At 31.6% G+C, this 22,053-nt stretch carries 24 protein-coding genes; 16 read left to right on the top strand and 8 right to left on the bottom strand.

The annotated features are described in order from the left end of the window. The first annotated feature begins 72 nt into the window (after positions 1–72). The 8 genes from ACQ654_RS16645 to ACQ654_RS16610 all read left to right on the top strand — a co-directional run bounded on the left by ACQ654_RS16645 (position 73) and on the right by ACQ654_RS16610 (position 5,817). Positions 73–1,758 carry a helix-turn-helix domain-containing protein gene (locus ACQ654_RS16645; protein WP_430411477.1) on the top strand — a complete coding sequence of 562 codons (1,686 nt, stop codon included), beginning with the start codon at positions 73–75 and terminating at the stop codon, positions 1,756–1,758. 77 nt (positions 1,759–1,835) lie between these two features. Then, positions 1,836–2,036: a hypothetical protein gene (locus ACQ654_RS16640; protein WP_430411476.1), complete on the top strand. Its 201-nt coding sequence runs from the start codon at positions 1,836–1,838 to the stop codon at positions 2,034–2,036. Positions 2,037–2,137: 101 nt separating this feature from the next. Further along, positions 2,138–2,293: a hypothetical protein gene (locus tag ACQ654_RS16635; protein WP_430411475.1), complete on the top strand. Its 156-nt coding sequence runs from the start codon at positions 2,138–2,140 to the stop codon at positions 2,291–2,293. A gap of 48 nt (positions 2,294–2,341) precedes the next feature. Continuing rightward, on the top strand, positions 2,342–2,500 hold the full coding sequence (locus ACQ654_RS16630; protein ID WP_430411474.1) for a hypothetical protein: 159 nt from the start codon (positions 2,342–2,344) through the stop codon (positions 2,498–2,500). 255 nt (positions 2,501–2,755) lie between these two features. Beyond that, positions 2,756–2,965, top strand: a complete 210-nt coding sequence (locus tag ACQ654_RS16625) for a hypothetical protein (protein WP_430411473.1) — start codon at positions 2,756–2,758, stop codon at positions 2,963–2,965. A 386-nt stretch (positions 2,966–3,351) separates the two neighbouring features. Further along, entirely contained in the window at positions 3,352–5,037 is a 1,686-nt protein-coding gene (locus tag ACQ654_RS16620) for a helix-turn-helix domain-containing protein (protein ID WP_430411472.1), read from the top strand. Positions 5,038–5,110: 73 nt separating this feature from the next. Then, positions 5,111–5,305, top strand: a complete 195-nt coding sequence (locus ACQ654_RS16615; RefSeq protein ID WP_430411471.1) for a hypothetical protein — start codon at positions 5,111–5,113, stop codon at positions 5,303–5,305. Between the two features lie 320 nt (positions 5,306–5,625). After that, positions 5,626–5,817 carry a hypothetical protein gene (locus ACQ654_RS16610; protein WP_430411470.1) on the top strand — a complete coding sequence of 64 codons (192 nt, stop codon included), beginning with the start codon at positions 5,626–5,628 and terminating at the stop codon, positions 5,815–5,817. Between the two features lie 47 nt (positions 5,818–5,864). On the opposite strand, the gene ACQ654_RS16605 is transcribed toward ACQ654_RS16610, so the two are convergent. Then, positions 5,865–6,620, bottom strand: coding sequence for a hypothetical protein (locus tag ACQ654_RS16605; RefSeq protein WP_430411469.1), 756 nt, complete (start codon positions 6,618–6,620; stop codon positions 5,865–5,867). A gap of 153 nt (positions 6,621–6,773) precedes the next feature. Here ACQ654_RS16605 and ACQ654_RS16600 point away from each other — a divergent pair, with 153 nt between their 5' ends. Further along, entirely contained in the window at positions 6,774–7,478 is a 705-nt protein-coding gene (locus tag ACQ654_RS16600; RefSeq protein WP_430411468.1) for a hypothetical protein, read from the top strand. A gap of 10 nt (positions 7,479–7,488) precedes the next feature. Further along, positions 7,489–8,658 carry a glycosyltransferase family 4 protein gene (locus ACQ654_RS16595; RefSeq protein WP_430411467.1) on the top strand — a complete coding sequence of 390 codons (1,170 nt, stop codon included), beginning with the start codon at positions 7,489–7,491 and terminating at the stop codon, positions 8,656–8,658. Here ACQ654_RS16595 and ACQ654_RS16590 read toward each other — a convergent pair. Further along, entirely contained in the window at positions 8,655–9,362 is a 708-nt protein-coding gene (locus ACQ654_RS16590) for a hypothetical protein (RefSeq protein WP_430411466.1), read from the bottom strand. The genes ACQ654_RS16595 and ACQ654_RS16590 overlap by 4 nt on opposite strands. 37 nt (positions 9,363–9,399) lie before the next feature. Continuing rightward, positions 9,400–10,314: a tyrosine-type recombinase/integrase gene (locus ACQ654_RS16585; protein ID WP_430411465.1), complete on the bottom strand. Its 915-nt coding sequence runs from the start codon at positions 10,312–10,314 to the stop codon at positions 9,400–9,402. A 267-nt stretch (positions 10,315–10,581) separates the two neighbouring features. Here ACQ654_RS16585 and ACQ654_RS16580 point away from each other — a divergent pair, with 267 nt between their 5' ends. Then, a complete protein-coding gene (locus ACQ654_RS16580; RefSeq protein WP_430411464.1) occupies positions 10,582–12,714 on the top strand; it encodes a M3 family metallopeptidase in 2,133 nt (710 codons plus the stop codon). A 64-nt stretch (positions 12,715–12,778) separates the two neighbouring features. Here the strand turns inward: ACQ654_RS16580 and rpmA are convergent, their stop codons facing one another. The 3 genes from rpmA to ACQ654_RS16565 all read right to left on the bottom strand — a co-directional run bounded on the left by rpmA (position 12,779) and on the right by ACQ654_RS16565 (position 14,256). Beyond that, positions 12,779–13,039: a 50S ribosomal protein L27 gene (gene rpmA / locus ACQ654_RS16575; RefSeq protein WP_405302421.1), complete on the bottom strand. Its 261-nt coding sequence runs from the start codon at positions 13,037–13,039 to the stop codon at positions 12,779–12,781. 42 nt (positions 13,040–13,081) lie between these two features. Beyond that, positions 13,082–13,729, bottom strand: a complete 648-nt coding sequence (gene rplU, locus ACQ654_RS16570) for a 50S ribosomal protein L21 (RefSeq protein ID WP_430411463.1) — start codon at positions 13,727–13,729, stop codon at positions 13,082–13,084. A gap of 89 nt (positions 13,730–13,818) precedes the next feature. After that, on the bottom strand, positions 13,819–14,256 hold the full coding sequence (locus ACQ654_RS16565) for a DUF4199 domain-containing protein (RefSeq protein WP_430411462.1): 438 nt from the start codon (positions 14,254–14,256) through the stop codon (positions 13,819–13,821). Positions 14,257–14,424: 168 nt separating this feature from the next. On the opposite strand from ACQ654_RS16565, the gene ACQ654_RS16560 reads away from it, so the two are divergent. Beyond that, positions 14,425–15,759, top strand: a complete 1,335-nt coding sequence (locus tag ACQ654_RS16560) for a M16 family metallopeptidase (protein WP_430411461.1) — start codon at positions 14,425–14,427, stop codon at positions 15,757–15,759. An 8-nt stretch (positions 15,760–15,767) separates the two neighbouring features. Continuing rightward, positions 15,768–17,858, top strand: coding sequence for a M16 family metallopeptidase (locus tag ACQ654_RS16555; RefSeq protein ID WP_430411460.1), 2,091 nt, complete (start codon positions 15,768–15,770; stop codon positions 17,856–17,858). Between the two features lie 64 nt (positions 17,859–17,922). Here ACQ654_RS16555 and ACQ654_RS16550 read toward each other — a convergent pair whose 3' ends face one another. Next, positions 17,923–18,810, bottom strand: a complete 888-nt coding sequence (locus ACQ654_RS16550; RefSeq protein ID WP_430411459.1) for a DMT family transporter — start codon at positions 18,808–18,810, stop codon at positions 17,923–17,925. A 135-nt stretch (positions 18,811–18,945) separates the two neighbouring features. Between ACQ654_RS16550 and ACQ654_RS16545 the strand changes: the two genes are divergently transcribed. The 3 genes from ACQ654_RS16545 (at position 18,946) to ACQ654_RS16535 (ending at position 21,098) form a co-directional block, all read left to right on the top strand. Beyond that, positions 18,946–19,449: a heavy-metal-associated domain-containing protein gene (locus tag ACQ654_RS16545; protein ID WP_430411458.1), complete on the top strand. Its 504-nt coding sequence runs from the start codon at positions 18,946–18,948 to the stop codon at positions 19,447–19,449. Between the two features lie 115 nt (positions 19,450–19,564). Continuing rightward, entirely contained in the window at positions 19,565–19,939 is a 375-nt protein-coding gene (locus ACQ654_RS16540) for a hypothetical protein (RefSeq protein WP_430411457.1), read from the top strand. Between the two features lie 136 nt (positions 19,940–20,075). Then, entirely contained in the window at positions 20,076–21,098 is a 1,023-nt protein-coding gene (locus tag ACQ654_RS16535; protein WP_430411456.1) for a transporter, read from the top strand. A 262-nt stretch (positions 21,099–21,360) separates the two neighbouring features. Here ACQ654_RS16535 and ACQ654_RS16530 read toward each other — a convergent pair whose 3' ends face one another. After that, entirely contained in the window at positions 21,361–22,053 is a 693-nt protein-coding gene (locus ACQ654_RS16530; RefSeq protein ID WP_430411455.1) for a LytR/AlgR family response regulator transcription factor, read from the bottom strand.

The following is a 22,053-nucleotide window of genomic DNA, read 5'->3' as shown; positions in this document are numbered from 1 at the left end:
TATATTGGGTAACAGAAGTTTTATTTGAAGAACTATCTAGTAGAATTTTCTAATTCTTAAATTTACCATCTCATGAGTTTCCGTTGCTGTATTTCATTCTTCTTTATGCTATGTTTTTTTGAAAGCATACTTGCGCAAGAGCAAGATTCTTTGATGCAAATTTCATATAAAGACTTAAAAAATCACTATAAAAATTTAGAATACACCAATCCGAAAACTGCTAAAATATATGCTGAAGCATTGCTTTCTAAAGCAAAAAAAGAAGGTGATGAACTTGAAGAGCATTTGGCATTTTTATTAATAGCTTCTTCCGAAAATTATTTTGGAAACATGCCTGCTTCTCTAAAATACATTGAGTATAGCATTGCATATGCTACAGACAAGAAAAACGATTCATTACTTATCAAAGCGCTTAGTCAAAAAGGAAAAACATATTTTACCTTCGGAAAGTATAACGAAGCAATTACGTATTATCTCAAATTAGATTCCTTAGCTAGAAAAACGCAAAATGTACGGTATCAAATTTATACGAATCACAGTATTGGATCTATCAAAAATATTATGGGCGATCATGAAGGCGCCACGGAATTATTTCTAAAAAATAAAGAAATTATAACTCCACTCATTGAATCGAAAAATTACCATACGCTGTATTTAAATACGTTGATCGGATTGTGCTCGGCATATACCTATTTTGATATTGACAAAGCCGCAGATTGCTTGCCTGAACTTAAAAAAATGAGTCTTGAAAAAAATGACATGGATGCGCTGAGTTATTATTTTTCATTACAAGGAATTGTAGATTATAAGCGAAAGGAATATGACAAAGCGTTGGCTGTGTTACAACAAGCCGATAGTTTAATTTCTTCATTAGGCACAAAACGAAATTTATATTCTGTATATCGCTTTCGCGGAAAATCGTATTACGAACAACAACTATTTTCTGAAGCTATAGTTGCTTTTGAAGCCATCAAAACATTGCAAAAAGAGATTGCTTTTGACGATTTTAAATACAGAGAAGTACTTTCCTTACTAGCAAATAGTTATGAGCAAATTGGCGATACTGAAAAAGCATTAGAAAACTACAACTTAGCGCATAATTTTTCATATACAGATACCATACAAAAAGCCATTCGGTATACAATTTTAAAAGAATACGATAAAAAGACACTTGAAAGTAAAATTTCATCTTTAAAAATTAAATCGAAAAGAAAAGAAAGTCTAAATACTTCATTAGTAATTGTGTGTATTAGTTTGTTGGCAGCGTTTGCAATTTTACTTTTTTTGTATAGAAAACAACAACGACTTAATAAAAGAAAATTTGATCAATTGGTGAAACAACTCGCTATTGATTCCTCAAAAAGCACATTACCCGAACCAACAAATAAGTTTCAGATTTCAGATGAAAAAATTTCAAAAATACTGGATGGTCTTGAAAAACTTGAAAAGTCCAATTCATTTTTAAAGTCAACTACAAGTTTGGTTTCTGTCGCTAAAAAATTAAATACAAATACTACCTATTTATCACAAGTTGTGAACGAGCAAAAAGGAGTCACGTTTAAAAATTATATCACAGAATTACGCATCAATTATGTACTTCACAAATTGAAAAGTGATAGTGTTTTGCGTTCGTATAGCATCAAAGCAATTGCCGAAGAATTAGGTTTTAAGAGTGAAGGTGCATTTTCGAGAGCGTTTAAGAAACAAACAGGAATTTACCCTTCATTTTTTATAAAAAACCTAACCTCTATTTTATAAAATGAAGGCAAGTATTTTTCCTTCAAGCCTACGTATTCTCTATATTAGGTAAAAAATTATTATAAATATTTTTGATCATGAAAAAACAAGAATTTACTTCAATTTCTTTAAAACTTAAAAAAATTAACATCGCAAATCTTGTGGTTACTGGCGGAGCTGGCCCAAATGTAAGTGAAAAAACGAACTGTTGTTCCAAGCCTCCACTTTGTTGGCATACAGTAACTACAAGACCTGACAGCTTGCAAGCCGAGGAAGATAAAGTTAATATTAGATTGTAAAAAATTACACCTCTTTTTTATAAAACGAACCTTGCACAAGTTGTTTTGGCTAAAATTTCATTCTAATTTCATGTCAATAATTAATTTAAAATTATACGATTATGAAAAAAAAGAATTTAGCAAAACTTAAAGTTAAGAAAACAGTGATTTCTAAACTAAGTAAAGTAAAAGGTGGTTTGGGATGGATTTCATTACCGCATACAGATTGTTTTTGCTGGCCTCCAAGTACTGATACATTTTGGGATCGTAAAAGCTAAAAATTATTTAATGCATCAAAAAAGTACTAAAATTTAAAACCATAAATCATGAAAAAAAGAAATGTAAAAAGTTTAACATTAAGTAAGAAATCAATTTCAAGGTTTAATACTCTTTGGATACATGGAGGATTGGGTTCTCAACACGGAAGCTACCCGCCAAGTAAAGAAAAAGAATGGATGAGTCTACCTTATTCACATTGCTGTTAATACGTTATACCAATTAAATTATACAATTATGAAAAAATCAAATATTAAACTTAGCTTAAATAAGAAAAATGTTTCTAACCTACAAAGTAATACAATTATAGGTGGTGTTTCTGGACGTACTTGTGAGTACACAAACAAGTATTACAAATCATGTTATTCTGCATGTCCTACACCTCCTGTTACAAATAATTGTGGCAATACTATTTTTGTATGTGATCATTAATAGTAGAATCAAATCTAAAAAACTATAGAATCATGAAAAAATCAAAAATTAAACTTAGTTTAAACAAGAAAAACATATCTAATTTAGAAGCTAATTCTACTATAGGTGGTGTTTCCGGACGTACTTGCGAATTGACAAATAAGTATTATAATACGTGTTATACACATTGTCCAATTCCTGCAACTTGGTGGGATTGTTTTACCGTAGGTTGTCAAAATACTGTTCGCGTGTGCGATCATTAAAAATTTGACTCTTTAATTTCATTTAAAACCATTATCAAAATAGTATTATTTTGGTAATGGTTTTTCAATTTACATATCTAACCACTTTTTAAAATTGAAATAACTATAAATTTCTTCAACCACGCTTACAGAAAACTTTTATTTTTTGGCAGTTCATACACAATAAATATCATTCAAAAATTGTAGCAGACATTTAGTAGAACACTAGATGAAAACAATGGCAGATACGATTTAAGACCTTTTTTAAGACAATTTAATGACTGAAGCATTCGTTGTGTAGTAATTCGCTTTCTTTTTTTGTTATATTCGGGTAACAATTAACAATTTGTGTTACTTGATTATATCTCAAGCGATATTTTTCCTCTAAAAATAAAACTTTTACATAAATGAATGCCTTCAAACACTTTATAAGCTGTATGCTATTTTTATGTGTATGTTTTTTAAATGCACAACAAGATACTGTAGTACAATTAACTTATGAATATTTAGAATCGAACTATTACGCAAATCGAAATAAAGATGCTTCGCTTGCAAAAGCTTACGCAAAAAGTTTTTTAAAAAAGGCTACAGTAGAAGGCAATAATACGAAGAAAGCTTTTTCCTATTTGTTTTTAACTGATATTGAAAACCGTGTTGGAGATTATAACAATGCAATTAACTATTCTGATACTGGTATTGCATATGCTGCTAAATTTAAAGAGGAAACAATTTTATTATTTGCGTATAAAATAAGAGGAAACATTTACAATAACTTAGGCGCGTATCAAAATTCAATTTACTATCATTTGAAAGTTGATTCTATTGCTAAAAAAAATAATGACATACTACAGCAGATACGATCTAACCATAATATAGCTTTTATAAAAGAACAAATGGGCAATACTGAAGAAGCTACTTCCATTTTTTTAGATAATTTAAAAAAGATTGAATCGTTATCGTCAAATAGAACAAAGGAAATCTATACATTGACTATTATGTCACTTGCGGCAATTTATATTAAATCTGACATAGAGAAAGCAACTTATTATAACAATATACTAAAAGAACTCATACAAAATGATACTACATATCTTGTAAATTATTATATGATTAGCGGAAAAATAGCTTGTCAACAACAACAATATCAAACAGCAAAAGAAGCATTTTCCAAAGCAGACCGTCTTGCTACTGACGGCTCTAATTATAACAACTTGATCTTAAATTATCAATTTTCTGGAAAATGTTTGTGTGAAGAAGGTAAATACAAAGAAGCAATTCAGGTGTTGGAAAAAGCTAAAAATTTAGCTCAAGAGAAAGAATCTCAACTTTTATTACAATATGATATTACTTCTTCACTTGCCAAAAGTTACAAAGAAACTGATAACCATATGAAAGCACTTGAAAACTACAGTAAAGCAGCTTCATTACAAAATAGAATCAATACAATTAAAAGAAAAGTATCTAAAAAAATAGAGGAACAATATGATAACGTTAATTATCAACAAGAAATTCAAAAACTTAAAAATGCTACTTTTAAGGAACAAAAGAATAATACTATTTTAAAAATAGTTGGAGGCTTTCTATCACTTTTACTACTTATATTTATTAGTTTATTTGTCTATAATAAACATACTAATAAAAAAAGATTTACCGAACTTCTAAAACATATCAACACATTAGAAACACAAAAAAAACTAGATTCAATTACTGAACAAAAAGCTGTCAGTGTAATTTCTAACGAAAAGGTTGATAACCTATTGAAAAGCTTAGAAAAATTTGAAATTAAGCTTGAATTTTTAAATCCGAAAACCAGTTTAAATTTTGTTGCTAAAAAATTAAATACGAATACCAACTATTTATCAAAAATAATTAATCAGCATAAAGGCAAATCTTTTATAAATTATATTACCGAGTTGAGAATTAATTATGCATTGCAACGCATTAAAAATGATAAAGTGTTTCGTTCATATAGTATTAAAGGAATTGCTGAAGAATTAGGTTTTAAAAGTGAAGGTTCATTTTCCAGAGCATTCAAAAAATATACAGGAATTTATCCTTCTTATTTTATCAAAAATATAACCGCTAATTCATGAATCGAAGGTAGTTGCATTATGAAACTTTAGCAATATCATTTATGTTGCAGTCATTAACATTAAAATTTTTAGCATGAAAAAAAAATCAATTGTATTGCAGTTAAAAAAGTCGAAAATTGCCAATTTCCATATGATATACGGAGGAGGAACATTGAGTTGCCACGCACCGTCAGAAACACCGCCATCATATGATAGATGTACTGAAGACTGTACTTCTAGTGTTGGAGGCGTGTTGGATAGTATTAGTAATGGTGACACGAAGCCTTAATTTAATTAAATAGACATCCGTTTTAAGAACTTTCATCATAAGTTTTAATCAATATGTGTAAAATAATTAAAATGGATGTTATGAATTATCTAACAACAAGATGCCAAAAGAAAGTTGTTAATGTTACGAAAGCCTTTTTACTTCTTTATAAATAGTTGGGTAACAAAAACACACATGCCAAACTTAGATATAAAGTATAAACTAGTAGTAATGAAAGTGTTTTATCTCATCTGAGTAAGGCACTTTTTTATTCATAAGATAATTTGGGTAACAAAATAATACAATCAGAACTTAGCTGTAGAATCACAAAATTTTAAATTATGAAAAAGAAGATTGTAAACAGATTAACATTTAAGAAAAATGTAATCTCTAACTTGGAAAATGTAAATGGTGGAGCCGCTCCAAATAATGGAGGAAATGCTCCTGTAAGACCAGCAGATCCACCAGCTTGGTTATCTTTACCAAAAACTGAATGTATGGAATGTTGGGACGTATGGGCTCCAACTTGGTAACATGTAAGGAAACTCTTTTCTCTTTTTTGAGGAAAGAGTTTTTACACTTAATATCCTGTTACCAAAAGTCTTCTTGCGCCACGCAATCCACATTTTTGATATGCATGATATGCTTTTGCGGCACGCTCTCGGATTTCTGTATCCGATTCGTTTAAAATCCAACCGTCAATTGCCCATTTTAAGGTATATGCTTCAGGCGACATCAAACCTGTAGACCAAACGAGCGGATTGGCGCCAGTTTTCTCTAAATACGGCTTAAAATAGTCTTTACTAATACACGCAAGCATAATTGCATCACGCTTCTTGGTATTTTTCGGTTTTAGTTTGATGTTTAAGTTAAATTCCATTAAACCATCATGACCAACATACGCAACTAAGTCTGAATTTCCGCTGAAATTTAGTTTTTGATCATTCACAATAATTTCTTCAGAACCTTCTCCACTACTCGCTTGCAAAAAATCTATTGTAGTTTGCTTAATATATTTTCCATCGTACGCATCAGCTAGCAAATATGTATTTGATGTTTTATGTTTAAATAAAATTCGTTCTAAAATTTTTGAATTATTTGAAGGAATCATTTTTATAAATTCCCAATCCTTACTACGTTTAAAATGTGTTTTCACACCATATAATGCGCCCCAATACAGATTAGTTCGCGGATTTTGACCATTTCCCAGCGATTTCGAAACTGGAACAATTCCTTGATTTACATTATCACACAAAGCCACAAACACATGAATTTTCTTTTGACTGAAAACAGCAAAACTCATACAAAGGAAAACGATAGTAAAAATTTGTTTCATAAAATGCGATTTATATGAATGTATAGAGTAAAAACGGGAAGAATCGATGATTCGTATTCAACAGTTAGTTTTTACGGAAAACCGTAAGTTTTATCTTTAGTTAGTTGGAAGTGATTTATTTGTTTATATTTGAATAAAGGATAACTAATTATTATGGATTATTTAAATGTTGTTTTTGGAATCATCATTGTAATTTCTTTTGGACATACTATATATGCAAATCGCGAATTAAAAAAAGTTAAAGAATTTGAGAGAGAAACTATTGAAAATATAAAAGTTCTAGCAAAAAAAATAATAGATATTAATCATGATTCTAAAACTGAAAGTTACGCCGACAGTATCATCCAATTTAGTAGTATAATAAACAAGCCTTCTAATGATTCTTTTACCCCTCTAGAAATAGGTCGATTTAAAGCATATTATTATCCTTTTGATGAATCTGCAATGAGAACAAGGTGTGGTATTATTCATAGAGACCCTAAGGCTAAACTCAGGATGAATTTAACGGCTATGAAGTTAGATACACAGGGCAGAGCAGTTTATGGACCATATAAGCGTTTACCATTTAAAAGTAAATATTTATTAAGATATAGTATTAGACTCAATGAAAATGAGTATTCAAAATTTCCAGATTTAAGTACTGAAGTATTAACTATTGACATTTTTGATTACGTAGATACGAATACGTTATTGAATATCAGAAAGATTAAACTAGAAGAACTTACCCTAGAATATAAAGAATTTAGACTTGAATTTGAATATCAAGATTTGAGACAAACTCTAGAGTATAGATTAAATATAGAAGTAAAAGGAATATCAGTTTCAATAGACTATATATCAGTTGAAAATATTCGTTAATATAATAACTATGAAAATTTGCTTACACACACTTTACACAATAAATAAAAATTACATAGGAGGAGTCGAGAGATTCATGATTAAATATGCAAAAGAGATGAAAACTCTTGGACATGATGTTTTTATCGTGTGTTCCAGTTTAAATAAAGAAATTAATATAGAAGGAATAAAGGTTTTAGGAATAGTTCCTCAACAGTATATTGATAAATATAAGCTCTATAATTCGAGTTCTAACTTCATTTCAAAAGAAATTTTAAATAATAAATATTCAGTAGAAAAATTACGTGAACTTTCTAATTATTGTCTTGCTCAAATTGCCGACATAGAGGCTGACATATTTCACTTTAATTCTTTCGCTTCAAATTTGTATATTCCCGCTAAAAAAAAATATTTTGTTACTAACCATGAAAATGAAAAAGAATACGATAGTAAATGGGGAGTTGGTTTTTTTAATTTTATGAGTAGTTTAATAAAAGATAAGAAAACCTATTTACACAACTATGACAACCTCTACGTTCCATCGATTTATTACTCAGAGCTCTTTAGTAAATTATTTGATTTAAAAATAAGTAGTATTAAGTTGGGAATTCACTTAGAGGACTTTCAAATAACCCGTATAGGAAACAAGAATTTTAAAGAAAAAATAAAGCTATTATTTCCATCAAGATTTAGAATGGCGCAAAAAGGTCACATAATAGCTTTGAAAGCATGCAAAATACTGAAAGATAATGATTTTGATTTTGAAATAATTTTCACGGGAGTCAAAGAACATTATAAAAATGAAGTTAGTTCATTCTTAGAAAAAGTTAATTTTTATAATCTGACAACAGAGGTGAAAATAAAAAATTATATTGACATAAGAGAAGCCTATGAGCAGTGTGATATAGTTATATCTGCTGAAAGATTTTGTTCTTATGGATTATCAATTTCAGAATCACTATCCTATGGAATCCCTACATTCCTAAGTGCTATTCCAACTTATCAAGAGATTGCATTAAATTACGCTCATGCATATTTCTTTGAACCTGAGAACCCTTCATCATTAGCTAAAGCCATAATCGATTATATTTCTAATTCAGATACAAAAAAAATCAATAATGAGATGATTAGATTTAGAATAAATAATGATTTAAGAGAATGTGCAAAGAAATATAATAGTATATATAACTCATCTATTTAGTGGTCATCTAGTATCATACTTTTTCTTCTTAAAAAGAATTTCATATTTTTAATCCAAGTTCTTTTAATAAATTTGAAAACAGGTATATCTTTATTATTTAAAAAGATTTCGAAATCAATGCTTTTAGGAAATTCATTTGCAGGACAGATAAATAGCCTTCCCTTGTAACTTTTAAGTCTACATCTTAATCTTATTTTTCTCCAGCCTTTTTCTGAAGGAAATATTAGGTACCAATATTTTTTTTTATCGTGATACTGTATCCGACATATATCTAAACCCCTTACCATTCCTGGATTTATATTTAATTCATAAGGATTTCCATGGTGAGACCAACATAAGGAAGCACATTTCAAATCTCTATATTTGGAAGGCGCAGTCAGCTGAGATCTTGGATACTCTAAATCAATGTTCTCGTTTTTATATCTCGGCAATTGCTCGTCAGCTAACGCTTCATTTTGCTCCATTAAGTCCATTTTATTTAAGTTGAATATAGTTATACACCCAATACAATTTTCCGCACAGGTTCTACCAGTATTAGCTACTAATATTGACCAAAATGCTCCATCTTCATTTCTTAAGACACTAATATTTCTAAATTTAATCAATACATTAGGTCTATATAGAAATCTATTTAGCTCGTTACCAAGAAGAGTTCCTATAAAAAGTCCTATAAGTGCTACTATTAGGTCATGCCATAGAATCATAATAATTAGTTATCATTCATTCAGACAACCAACCAAATCAAAAATTCACAAAATTCCTCGGGTTTTTAATCGTTAACAACGCTGTTTTCTTCTTCTCATTCACGTGTGCGTACATTTGAGTAACATTAATAGAACTATGCCCCAAAAAATGCTGAATGTATCTAATATCAACATCTTCTTCTAATAATAAAGTGGCGAACGAATGCCGAAAAACATGCGGTGTTATGTTTCTACGAATACTAGCTTTTAAAGCATACTTTTTTACCAACAAACGAACAGACTGTGTAGAAAGTGGATTCCCAAATCGGTTGATAAAGAAAAAAGAAGAAGCATCAATAATCGTTTTAAATGATTTGTAATTATTCTTTAGTGCTTCTTTGGTAGCTTTATTCGTTATTGGAATATTTCGTTCTTTATTTCCTTTTCCTAAAATGCGAATGGTTTCAAAATTGTCACCAATATTTTCTTTTTTCAAACTACACAATTCTGAAACTCTAATTCCTGTCGCCAACAATAATTCCAACACAGCAATATTTCGAATCGCTTCTTTATATTGATACGAGTCTAATAGTTGTATACTTTCTTTTTCAAAATATGCATGCTTTAAAATGGAATTAATCTCAGAAATTGATAAAATTTTCGGCAACAACTTATCCAACTTTATCTTAATTCGAACTTTATGAAAAGGATTGTTTTCAATAGATTCTTCAAACTCTAAAAAAGAAAAAAAGGTTTTCAATGTCGCTACTTTTCGTTTCATCGTCCTTGAAGCATGCTTTGTAAGCATTCCTAAGTATGATTTCAAATCTTCTTTTGTAATTGTTGAAATATCATCCTTCTTCAAAAATTCATCAAACTGTCTTAAATCAGTTTCATATGCTTTAAGCGTTTTTTGGCTTAACTTTTTCTCTACTTCACAATGAAACAGGAAAAAAGAAATTTCTTTCTTCATAAATACAAATTAAGTTTAGGGGAATTATACACTGTTTAAAAAGCTAAAGATCATACAATTTTCTTGACTTAAGCGACTTTATACTATGTTAAGGTTTTGGAAGCTATTATCGTTTTAAAACAAAAACAGTATCTTGTTGTTCAAATTATTTATTCGATGAAATGAGCATAATTAATATGTAAAACCTAACACGGATACTCACTTTAATTTGATAATGATGGAATCGTAAATAATTCTAACTGACCTAATTCATAAAATAAAAAACAGATGAAACGTACCTCAATAGCCATTATGAGTAGCATTCTGTTATTTGCTTCCTGCAAAGATGCTACGCCTGAAAAAAAATCCAATGAATCTATGAATGATAATCCTTTATTAACCGAATGGAATACGCCTTTTGGAGTACCACCTTTCGACAAAATAAAAAGTAGCGACTACTTGCCAGCCTTCAGAATTGCGCTAGAAGAAAACAAACAAGAAATTAAAAAAATTACTGAAAATACTGAAACGCCAACTTTTCAGAATACCATTGAAGCACTAGAATTTGGTGGGAAAAACTTAAACAGATTGCAACGTATATTTTATGCGGTAAATGGAGCAAATACAGACAGTATCCTAAAAATAGCCGCCAAAGAAATTATACCTGCCATGGCAACGCACAATGATAATATCAACTTAAACGCACAATTATTTAAGCGTGTAAAAGCAGTTTATGATCAAAAAGACAAACTAAACCTTTCTTCAGAAGAAATGCGTTTATTAAACGAAACACACAAACGTTTTGTACGTTCTGGAATCAATTTACAAGGAAAAAAACAAGATCGCTTGCGCGAGATTAACACACGACTGGCCGCACTCGGAGGCGATTTTGGCGAAAACCTATTAGATGAAACCAATGCTTTTGAATATCATACTAAAGACAAAAAAGACTTAGGAAATCTTCCAGAAAGTTTAGTTGCGTTAGCCGCTACAGAAGCAAAAAATAGAGGTCACAAAGATGGTTGGTCGTTTACGTTGCAGCGTCCAAGCATCAATCCGTTCTTACAATCGTCTCCAAACAGAGAAGCGCGTAAAATACTATTTGACGGTTATGCAAACAGAGCTAATAATGACAATGAAAGTGATAACAAAGCAATTTTAATAGAAATGGCTTCTTTACGTTTAGAAAAAGCAAATTTACTAGGTTACGACTCTCATGCGGCATACATTCTCTCAGATAATATGGCTGAAACACCAGAAGCTGTATATGGTTTTATGAATAAACTATGGCCTTCTGCGTTGGCAATGGCAAAATCAGAACGGGAAGCATTAGCAAAAAAGATGAAAAGTGAAGGTGTTTCTGGAACTTTTGCTGGAAGCGATTGGAGACATTATGTTGAAAAAGTTAGAAAAGAACGGTACAACTTTGATGAAGATCAAACACGTCCATATTTCGAATTTACAGCGGTAAGAGATGGTGTGTTTGCATTGGCAACTAAATTATTTGGTTTAACGTTTAAAGAAATGGACAACGTTCCAAAATGGCATGAAGACCAACAAGTATTTGAAGTATTAGAAGCTGATGGAAAACATTTAGGAATTATTTATATGGATTTCTTTGCACGCGAAAGCAAACGTGGTGGTGCTTGGATGAATGCCTTACGCAGTCAAATGAACGTTAACGGAATGGTGACGCCAATTGTGACTAACAATTTCAATTATCCTGCTCCTTCCGGAGATTCGCCATCGTTACTATCATTTACGGAAGCAGAAACTTTATTTCATGAATTCGGACATGCCTTACACGGACTCTTCTCAAATGTAAAATATGAATCATTATCTGGAACCAATGTTCCAAGAGACTTTGTAGAATTTCCTTCGCAAGTAATGGAAAACTGGATGAGCGAACCAGAAGTATTACGCCTCTTTGCAAAACACTACAAAACTGGAGAAGTAATTCCAGATAGTATGATCAAGAAAATGAAAGATGCAAACTCTTTCAACGGCGGTTTTGCTACAGTTGAATATATGGCTGCGGCATATTTAGATATGGCTTGGCATTCTAAAAAAGACACTATGCCAACAGATGCAAATGCTTTTGAAAAAGAAGCTATGGATAAGTTGGGCTTAATTGATGAAATTATTCCACGTTATAGAAATACATACTTTGGACACATTTTTTCAAGTGCAACAGGATATTCATCAGGATATTACAGTTACTTATGGTCAGAAGTATTAGATGCTGATGCTTTTCAGGTGTTTAAAGATACTGGAAACATATTTGATCCTGAAACGGCAAAGCGTTACAGAAAAATGTTAAGTATGGGCGGATCGCAACCAGGAATGGAATTGTATAAAAATTTCCGTGGTGCGGAACCAGAAATTGAACCATTATTAAAGAAAAAAGGATTTGCAGAATAGTAAATCTTTTCCATAAAAAAAGCCTGAACAAACGTTCAGGCTTTTTTTATGATTTGAATCTTAACTATGCTTCGAATGGTTCGATTGACACGTAAGATCTGTTGTTAGATTTCTTTGTGAATTTCACAAGACCGTCAACTTTTGCATGTAATGTATGGTCTTTTCCCATATATACATTTTCTCCTGGGTTGTGAGTAGTACCTCTTTGTCTAACGAGTATGTTACCAGCGATTGCCGCTTGTCCACCAAAAATCTTAACTCCTAATCGTTTCGATTCTGATTCTCTACCGTTTTTCGAACTACCAACTCCTTTTTTGTGAGCCATTTTAGTAAGGTTTTATTTTGTTATACTTAAGTAATAATGCAATTACGCTTTACCACCATCTAATTCGTCTTGCCATTTCTTTAATTCATCCCACTTACCATCAGCAGCTAATTGTGCTTGCTCTGGCCAAGTATCTGTAACGTGATTACCACGTACATCAGCAATGATTTCAGAAATTTTAGCTGCATCCGTTTTTGCTAATTCAGCAAAAGTTGTGATTCCAGCTTCATTTAAAGTTGATGCAATTTTAGGTCCAATTCCTTCAACCTTTTTTAAATCATCTCCTTTAGATGTTGCTTTCTTAGCTGCAGGCTTTGCCGCTGGTTTAGCAACTTCTTTTTTAGCTTCTTCTTTCTTTGGAGCTGCTTTCTTAGCTCCTGAAGCTACAATGTTTTCAATAACAATTTCTGTTAAAGACTGACGGTGACCATTCTTAACACGGTAACCTTTACGTCTTTTCTTCTTGAAAACAATTACTTTATCACCTTTAAGGTGTTTTAAAACTTTGGCCTCTACTGCGGCTCCGTTTATAGCTGGGGCGCCAATCGTAATTTGTCCGTTGTCATCTAATAATAGAACAGTGTCGAAAGTAACTTTCTTTCCTTCTTCTACTGCTAAACGGTGAACAAATACTTTTTGGTCTTTCGCAACTTTAAATTGCTGCCCTGCCATCTCTACAATTGCATACATAGCGTATCGTTTATTAATTAATTTTGTCCAAAAAATGGACGCAAATATACATCTAATTAATTAATCTACAAACACTTCTACAATACTTTCTAAGATATATTCCAACTAGGCTTAAATTTTTGCATAAATAACAGACTTAGAACAACGGCAGAAGCAAATCCTTCTATCAATATTATGAAGAGTAAAATACCAGGTTCTGTAGCATAACTACCTAATCCCATTGCCATTATTTTTTCTGCGAAAGCGGTATCAATGTGAAAAATATAGATTGCCATAAAGAGTGTAAATGCTAATGTTGCAACAAAACCCGACAAAATTCCTGCTTTGAATCCTTCAAAATAATTGAATTTGACACCTTGCGCTGCTTTTAAATCTTTGATAACTTTATATATTCCAAATGCTACAATTACACCATTTAACAGGCGTAACCAAGGATTTTCATGCAATCCTAGCAATCGTACTGTTAAGAAATATGCGATCAATCCTAATGCAATATAGCCTCCATATTTTAATGCTTTCTTTTCCATAGTTCAACATTTTTTAAGATTAGTAATTATTTTATTATCAATAACTTACAAAAATTCACAGACATGTCAAAATAAACTTAAAGTTGTTTTATTATTTGTATGGTGTAACATTTTTATAGAACTTGCGTCACATACAAGATAACTCAAGTAAAAAAAAGTTTAAACGCAATGAAAAAAAGATTATTTTCAATAGCTTCTTTACTGCTTATCGGATTCATTTCCCATGCACAAGAAGTTAAGTTTGAAGAATATGATTTAGACAATGGTCTACATGTAATTCTTCACCAAGACAATTCTGCTCCTGTTGTTACAACAGCAGTTATGTATCACGTAGGAGCTAAGGACGAAAATCCAGAGCGTACGGGATTCGCCCATTTCTTCGAACATCTTCTTTTTGAAGGAACAAAAAATATAGAACGCGGACAATGGTTCAAAATCGTTTCTTCTAATGGAGGAAGCAACAATGCAAACACGACAGATGACAGAACGTATTATTACGAAGTTTTTCCTTCAAACAACTTAGAATTAGGTTTATGGATGGAATCTGAACGTATGTTACATCCTGTAATTAATCAAGTTGGTGTTGATACACAAAATGAAGTTGTTAAAGAAGAAAAAAGACAACGTGTAGACAATCAACCATATGGACACATTCTTGAAGAAATCAAGAAACACATGTTTAAAAAACATCCATATAAAGGAACTACCATTGGAAAAATGGAACATTTAGATGCGGCTACTTTAGAAGAGTTTATGGCTTTTAATAAAAAGTATTACGTTCCTAATAATGCTACATTAGTTGTTGCAGGTGATATCAATACTGCTAAAACTAAAAAAATGATTAAAGATTATTTTGGAGCAGTTCCAAGAGGAAAAGATATCGTAAGAAGCTTTCCAAAAGAAGATCCTATCACTAAGGAATTCAGCGCAAAAGCGTATGACCAAAATATCCAAATTCCAGCAATTATTGCAGCCTACAGAACTTCATCATTCAAAACAAGAGATGCACGAGTTTTAGACATGATTTCTTCGTATTTAAGTAGTGGGAAAAGTTCAAAACTTTACAAGCGTTTGGTTGAAGATAAGAAAATGGCTTTAGCAGTTCAGGCTGTAAATATTAGTCAAGAAGATTATGGAACGTATGCTTTATTTGCACTTCCATTAGGAGAAAACACTTTGGAAGATTTAGTAAGAGAAATGGATGAAGAAATCAAGAAGATTCAAACTGAATTAATTTCTGAGAAAGATTATCAAAAACTTCAAAACAAATTTGAGAATAACTTCGTAAACTCAAATTCAAGTGTACAAGGAATTGCAAACTCTTTAGCGAGATACAATGTATTGTATGGTGATACAAACTTAATCAATACTGAAATTGACATTTACAGATCAATCACTAGAGAAGAAATTAGAGAGATTGCAAATAAGTACCTAAAAACAAACCAACGTTTATTATTAGAGTATTTACCATCTGAAAAAACAACAGAAGAAGAAAAAAAATAAGATAGACCATGAAAACAAAAATATATTCACTTCTTGTATTGTTTTTAGCAACGCTAACAATGCAAGCTCAAATAGACCGATCTAAACAACCAAAACCTGGTCCAGCTCCAAAAATTAATATTGGAAAACCAGAAACGTTTACATTGAAAAACGGATTAACCGTACTAATTGTTGAAAACAATAAATTACCACGTGTTTCTGCAACGTTACGTATTGACAATCCATTAATAGTAGAAGGAAAAAAAGCAGGACTTACTAGCTTAGTAAGTACATTATTAGGAAATGGTTCTACAACCATGGCTAAAGATGACTTTAATGAAGAAGTAGATTATTTAGGTGCTTCTTTAAATTTTGGTTCACAAAGTGCTTTCGCGAATTCACTTTCAAAATATTTTCCAAGAGTTATGGAATTAATGGCTGATGCAGCTTTGAATCCAAACTTCACACAAGAAGATTTAGATACTGAAAGAACTAAAATTTTAGAAAATTTAAAATCTGAAAAGAAAGACGTAAAAGCAATTGCTAGAAGAGTAGAATCAGTATTAGCATACGGAGCAAATCACCCATTTGGTGAATTTATTACGGAAGAATCCGTAAAGAATGTAACACTTGATGATGTTAAGAATTTTTATGCGACATATTTTAAGCCAAACAATGCTTACTTAATTATCATTGGAGACGTAAAAGCTAAAGATGCTAAAAAATTAGTAAAGAAGCTTTTCAAAGGATGGGAAAAAGGAACGATCGTTGCTGATCAGTTTGATACTGCAAAAAACCCAACTGCAACAGAAGTAAACTTCATTAACATGGAAAATGCTGTTCAGTCGGAATTAAGTATTCAAAACACTGTAAACTTAACAATGAAAGACGATGATTACTTCCCCGTTTTAATTGCAAACAACATCTTAGGTGGTGGTGGAGAAGCACGTTTATTCAACAATCTTCGTGAAGACAAAAAATTTACATACGGATCATACTCAAGTATTGGAAACAACAGAAAAACAACTTCTCGTTTCAGAGCTAGTGCAAGTGTACGTAATGCAGTAACGGATAGTGCTGTTATTGAAATTTTAAAAGAAATTAAAAAGATTTCTACAGAATTGGTTTCTGATGAAGAATTAAAAAATGTAAAAGCTAAATATGTTGGAAGATTCGTAACAGGAATTGAGCGCCCTTCTACCATTGCTAATTATGCATTAAATATAATCACGGAAGAGCTTCCAAAAGATTTCTACGAAACGTATTTAGAAAGAATAGAAGCAGTTACAAAAGAAGACGTATTAAGAGCCGCTAAAAAATATTTCCTAAAAGACAATCTTAAAATTGTAGTTACTGGAAAAGGAGCTGAAGTTGTTGGTGCATTAGAAAACTTAACATTTGATGGAAAAAAGATTCCTGTAAAATATTTTGATCAATATGGAGTAGCAACTAAAAAGCCTGAATTTAAAAAGCCAATTCCTGCTGGAGTTACTGCCCAATCTGTAATTGACAACTATATCAAAGCCGTTGGTGGAAAAGATAAGTTAATGGCTGTAACAACAACTGTTCAAGAAATGGAAGCTTCTTTCCAAGGAATGAGCATGATCACAACATTAAAGCAAAAATCACCTAACATGATGATGACAGATGTAAGTATGGTAGGTATGGGATCTGTTTTCAAACAAGCGTTTGATGGTGAAAAAGGATACATGTCACAACAAGGTAATAAACGTGAGATGCCTGCTGAAATGCTAGCTGAAATGAAATCAAGAAAAGGTTTATTTCCTGAATTAAACTATACTGATAGCAAATTAACATTAACAGGTATCGAATCTGTAGAAGGAAAAGATGCATATGTTGTTGTTGTTGAAAATGCTGCTGGAAAAAAAGTGACAAACTATTATAGTGTTGCTTCTGGTTTAAAAGTGAAAAAATCTGAAACGGCTAAAGGTCCAGGTGGACAAGAAGTTGCTCAAGAAACAACATACGGAGATTACAGAGAAGTAGATGGAATTAAATTTCCTTACGAAATGGTAGTTCCTATGGCTGGACAAAAAATTGAATTTGCAACAATATCTGTAAAGGTGAATGCACCTTTAACAAAAGCAGATTTTGAATAAAATCAATTTTTAAAATATATTTAAAAAGACTCTAAGATTTTCTTAGGGTCTTTTTTTTACACAATTATTTAGTTGTTGTTTTAACGCGTTTATTCACTAAATAAACGCCCGTTAAAATAATAATTCCTCCTAATACTTGATACACACTTAAACGCTCTCCAAATAATAATCCCCAAAAAATAGCAACAACTGGCATTGTATAGGTTACCGAAGAAGCAAAAACTGGACTCGAAATTTGAACCAATCTGCTATAAATTACTTTTGCAATAGCAGTTCCGAAAAGTGATAAAATTGTAATATAGCCCATAGCTAGCTGCATTTCTTTACTCTCCATAACTTCAGCAAAAAACCCAGTATATGCTAAAATTAAAATTCCAGGAACAATAATAATAACGAAGTTTCCCGTTACAATAGCAAGCGCATTTACATCGTTCAAATACTTTTTGATGATATTCACATTCAAACCATATCCGATAGTAGCTAATAACACAAAAATACTAAACCAATAATTTTGACTTGGGTTAAAATCTGCTCCAGCAAAAACCAACACTAACGCTCCAACAAGACCAATTAATACGCCTAAAACTTGGCGTTTAGTAACCACAACTCCAAAAAACAAAACACCGAAAACAACAGTATTTAAAGGTGTTAATGAGTTCAACATACTTGCTACCGAACTATCCAACTGTTCTTGAGCAATAGCAAATAAAAACACAGGAAACAACGAACCTGCCATTGCCGTCCAAAAAATCCATTTCCATTGTGAACGCTTGATCAATTTCACTTTATTCAAACCAACCGAAAACAAAAATATAGCGGTAATCACAATGCGCAAAGCTCCAACTTGAATAGAACTCAATCCGTTCATGGCTTTGTCAATCAAAATGAAAGAACTTCCCCAAATTAATGATAACAGCACAAGATAAAACCACTTCAACTTAGACGCATCCATACAAATGATTCAAAATTACAGCGCAAAAGTCCGACAATTATTTTGAATAATTTGACCATAATTGTGTAATTTTGTAATAATTATATAAGACAAAACTATGCTGAGTTTTTCAGTAGATTATTAAATGCAAACATGATGAAAAATATATTATTCGTTTTTGCAATGGCAGTAGCCATTGTTAGTTGTAAAAACAACACCACGCCCGAAACTATCACAGTAGACACGCAAATTGAAACTGTAAAAAAAGAAGCAAACTCAACTGATATTGCTGCTAATTATAACAAAGCTGAATTCAAAATTGACGGAATGACGTGTGCAATTGGTTGTGCAAAACGTATTGAAAGCAAATTAGCGTCTATGGAAGGTGTAAAATCTGCAACGGTAGACTTTGAGCAGAAATTAGCAATGGTTGAATACAATGAAGCTAAAGTTGATTTTGATGCATTAACAAGTACGGTTGCAAAAGTTCCTGGAGATTATAAAATATCTGAAATGAAAAATGTAGAAGCTTTTGCAAAAACATGTAAAGCTGATTGCAAAATGGACTGCTGTGCGAAAAAGGGTGAAACTAAAAAAGCATGTGCCGCTGACTGTAAAATGGCGTGTTGTGCAAAGACAGACGAAGCTAAAAAAGCATAACATACACAAACTACATGATTTACAAAAAGTTGTCAAGAGTTGATGACTTTTTTTTATGATTTTTTATTTGATTAAATAAACTTTCGCAGCTAATTTTACAGCGATTTTAGAACACGTGAAAACTATTTGGGCACATATCTTCATTTTACTATACGTAACTGCCATGTTGCGTCCTGTAATGCCTTTAGCAAACTACTTGATCAATCAAGATTACATTGCTGAGTTTTTATGTATTAATAAAGATAAACCTGAACTCGAATGTAATGGTAAATGTTACCTAGCAAAACAACTCGAAGAAGCTTCTTCTGAAAAGGAAAAAAATCTTCCGGCTATTGCTATGAAGGATTATCCTATTGGAATTATAGCTTTCACTTTATTTGAAAGTATTCAAACAACTGACACATTAGTAAAAACAAACTTTCAATACACAAACAACTACACTTTCTCATACCTGAATTTGGTTTTTCATCCGCCAACCTTCAATTTATAACATACACATTTTTAAGTTTTTAGATGGTTTATACACGATTTAAAAGCACGTATTTATGAATTAAAATTAAACATTATTTGTTGCACATTTTAACACATTAAACCGATGTGCTACAACTTTATTTAAAATAGTACAGATGAAAAATTATATATATGCCATCATCCTTATGGCAGCAACTTTCTCGTATGCGCAAGAAACAGAAGATGCTACTGCAAAATGGTCAGGAAGTAGACCAGACGGACACGCGCCAATTTCAGTTATGGGCGATCATACACATGGAAAAGGCGAAATTATGTTTAGTTACCGCTTCATGTATATGAACATGGAAGATGTAAATCGCGGAAGCGAAAATACTTCTTTTGCAGACGCTTTAACCCAATATATGGTGACACCGACACGCATGCCAATGCAAATGCACATGTTGGGCGCAATGTACGCTCCAAGTGATAAAATTACGTTGATGGTAATGGCAAACTACCTCACAAGTGAAATGGATCACCTAACACGAATGGGCGGAACATTTACAACAGAAGCTTCAGGTTTTGGAGATACTAAAGTTGCCGCCATATACAAGTTCTTTAACAAGGACAAACAACAGCTTCATGCGCAAGTTGGAGTTTCTATTCCGACGGGAAGTATTGACGAACAAGATGCAATACCAGCTTCTGCGCCAAACGAAGTTATTTTACCGTATCCTATGCAAATTGGAAGTGGAACGTTTGATGGAGAATTAGCGTTGACATATTTAAAACAATGGAACAAATGGTCTTTTGGAACACAAGCACGTACCACGCTTCGTTTTGGCACAAATGACAATGACTATCGTTTGGGAAATCGGTACAGTTTGAATAATTGGACAGCTTTTACAGCTACAAAATGGCTAAGTTTTTCGGGAAGAGTTGAGCTTGGCGCGATTGATCGAATTGAAGGTGCAAATCCAGCTTTAAACCCGATGATGGTGATTACGGCAGATACACAAAATTCTGGAATGACCTATGCAAATGCAGGACTTGGCTTCAACTTGTACGCATTTAAAGGTTCATTGAAAAATCTACGTTTCGGATTTGAAGCGGCATTGCCATTATTCCAAAACATGAACGGAATTCAATTACGAACTAAAGAAACGTTGACGTTTGGACTGCAGTACGCGTTTAAATAGTATTGTTTAAGTTTTAGTTAAAGAGTCCTCAATTGTAATGATTGGGGATTTTTTGGTTTTAGTATAGATGTCCGTTCGAATGTTTTTTGACAAAAAAATGTATCGAGAATAGCTATAAAACGAATTTGTGATTTTACAGAATGATTTAGAAAACTAGCACTTCTCGATACTAAATTCTTTTAGAGTTTCACTCCTTTAGATTAGTATGTAATTAATTGCGTCTTAAAATTACAACTGACTTTTATTTTTGTTAAGACTCTTATCATTTAGCTAAACCTTCCAGTTTTTTAAAAACAAGAACCTTATACATAGCACTGATTGGAACTTTATTATTTTCAATGAATAAATGTGTTTTGGTTGCTTTTGTAACTCTATCCAAATTAGAAATGTATGATTTATGTGTACGTTGGAAATTCTCAGATAATAATGTTGTAATATTAATAAGTGTTTCAGAGATTAGGTACATTCTTGAATCTGTAAATAATTTTAAATAATTCCCAAAACTCTGAATATACAGAATTGATTTAAATGAAATATTAACAGGCATTCCATCATGTTTTATTTGAAGTTCTTCATTTCCTATATTTTTTTTAGTCTGTGTTATTTTTGAAGCTGAAACTTTGTTTATTGCTTTCAAAAAGCGTTCAATTTTTATAGGTTTTAATAAATAATCTACAACATCATAGTTATAACTTTCTAATGCATACTCAGAATACGCTGTAGTTAAAATAACTTTAGGAGGTTTTATCATAGAACGCAAAATTTCCATCCCACTAAGTTCAGGCATTTCTATATCTAGAAAGATGAGATCAACTTCATTTTGCTGCATGAAATTGACAAATTCAAGTGGATTTCCTGTGCTTACTACTAGTTCAAAGTTGTTAATTTTAGAACAATACTCTTCTAACACTTTGCGTGCTAATATTTCATCATCTACAATGCCAATTTTCATCAT

Origin of the sequence: Kordia sp. (genome assembly GCF_965283645.1) — a bacterium.
Lineage (GTDB): Bacteria > Bacteroidota > Bacteroidia > Flavobacteriales > Flavobacteriaceae > Kordia.
This window is presented reverse-complemented; position numbering and strand designations above follow the sequence as displayed.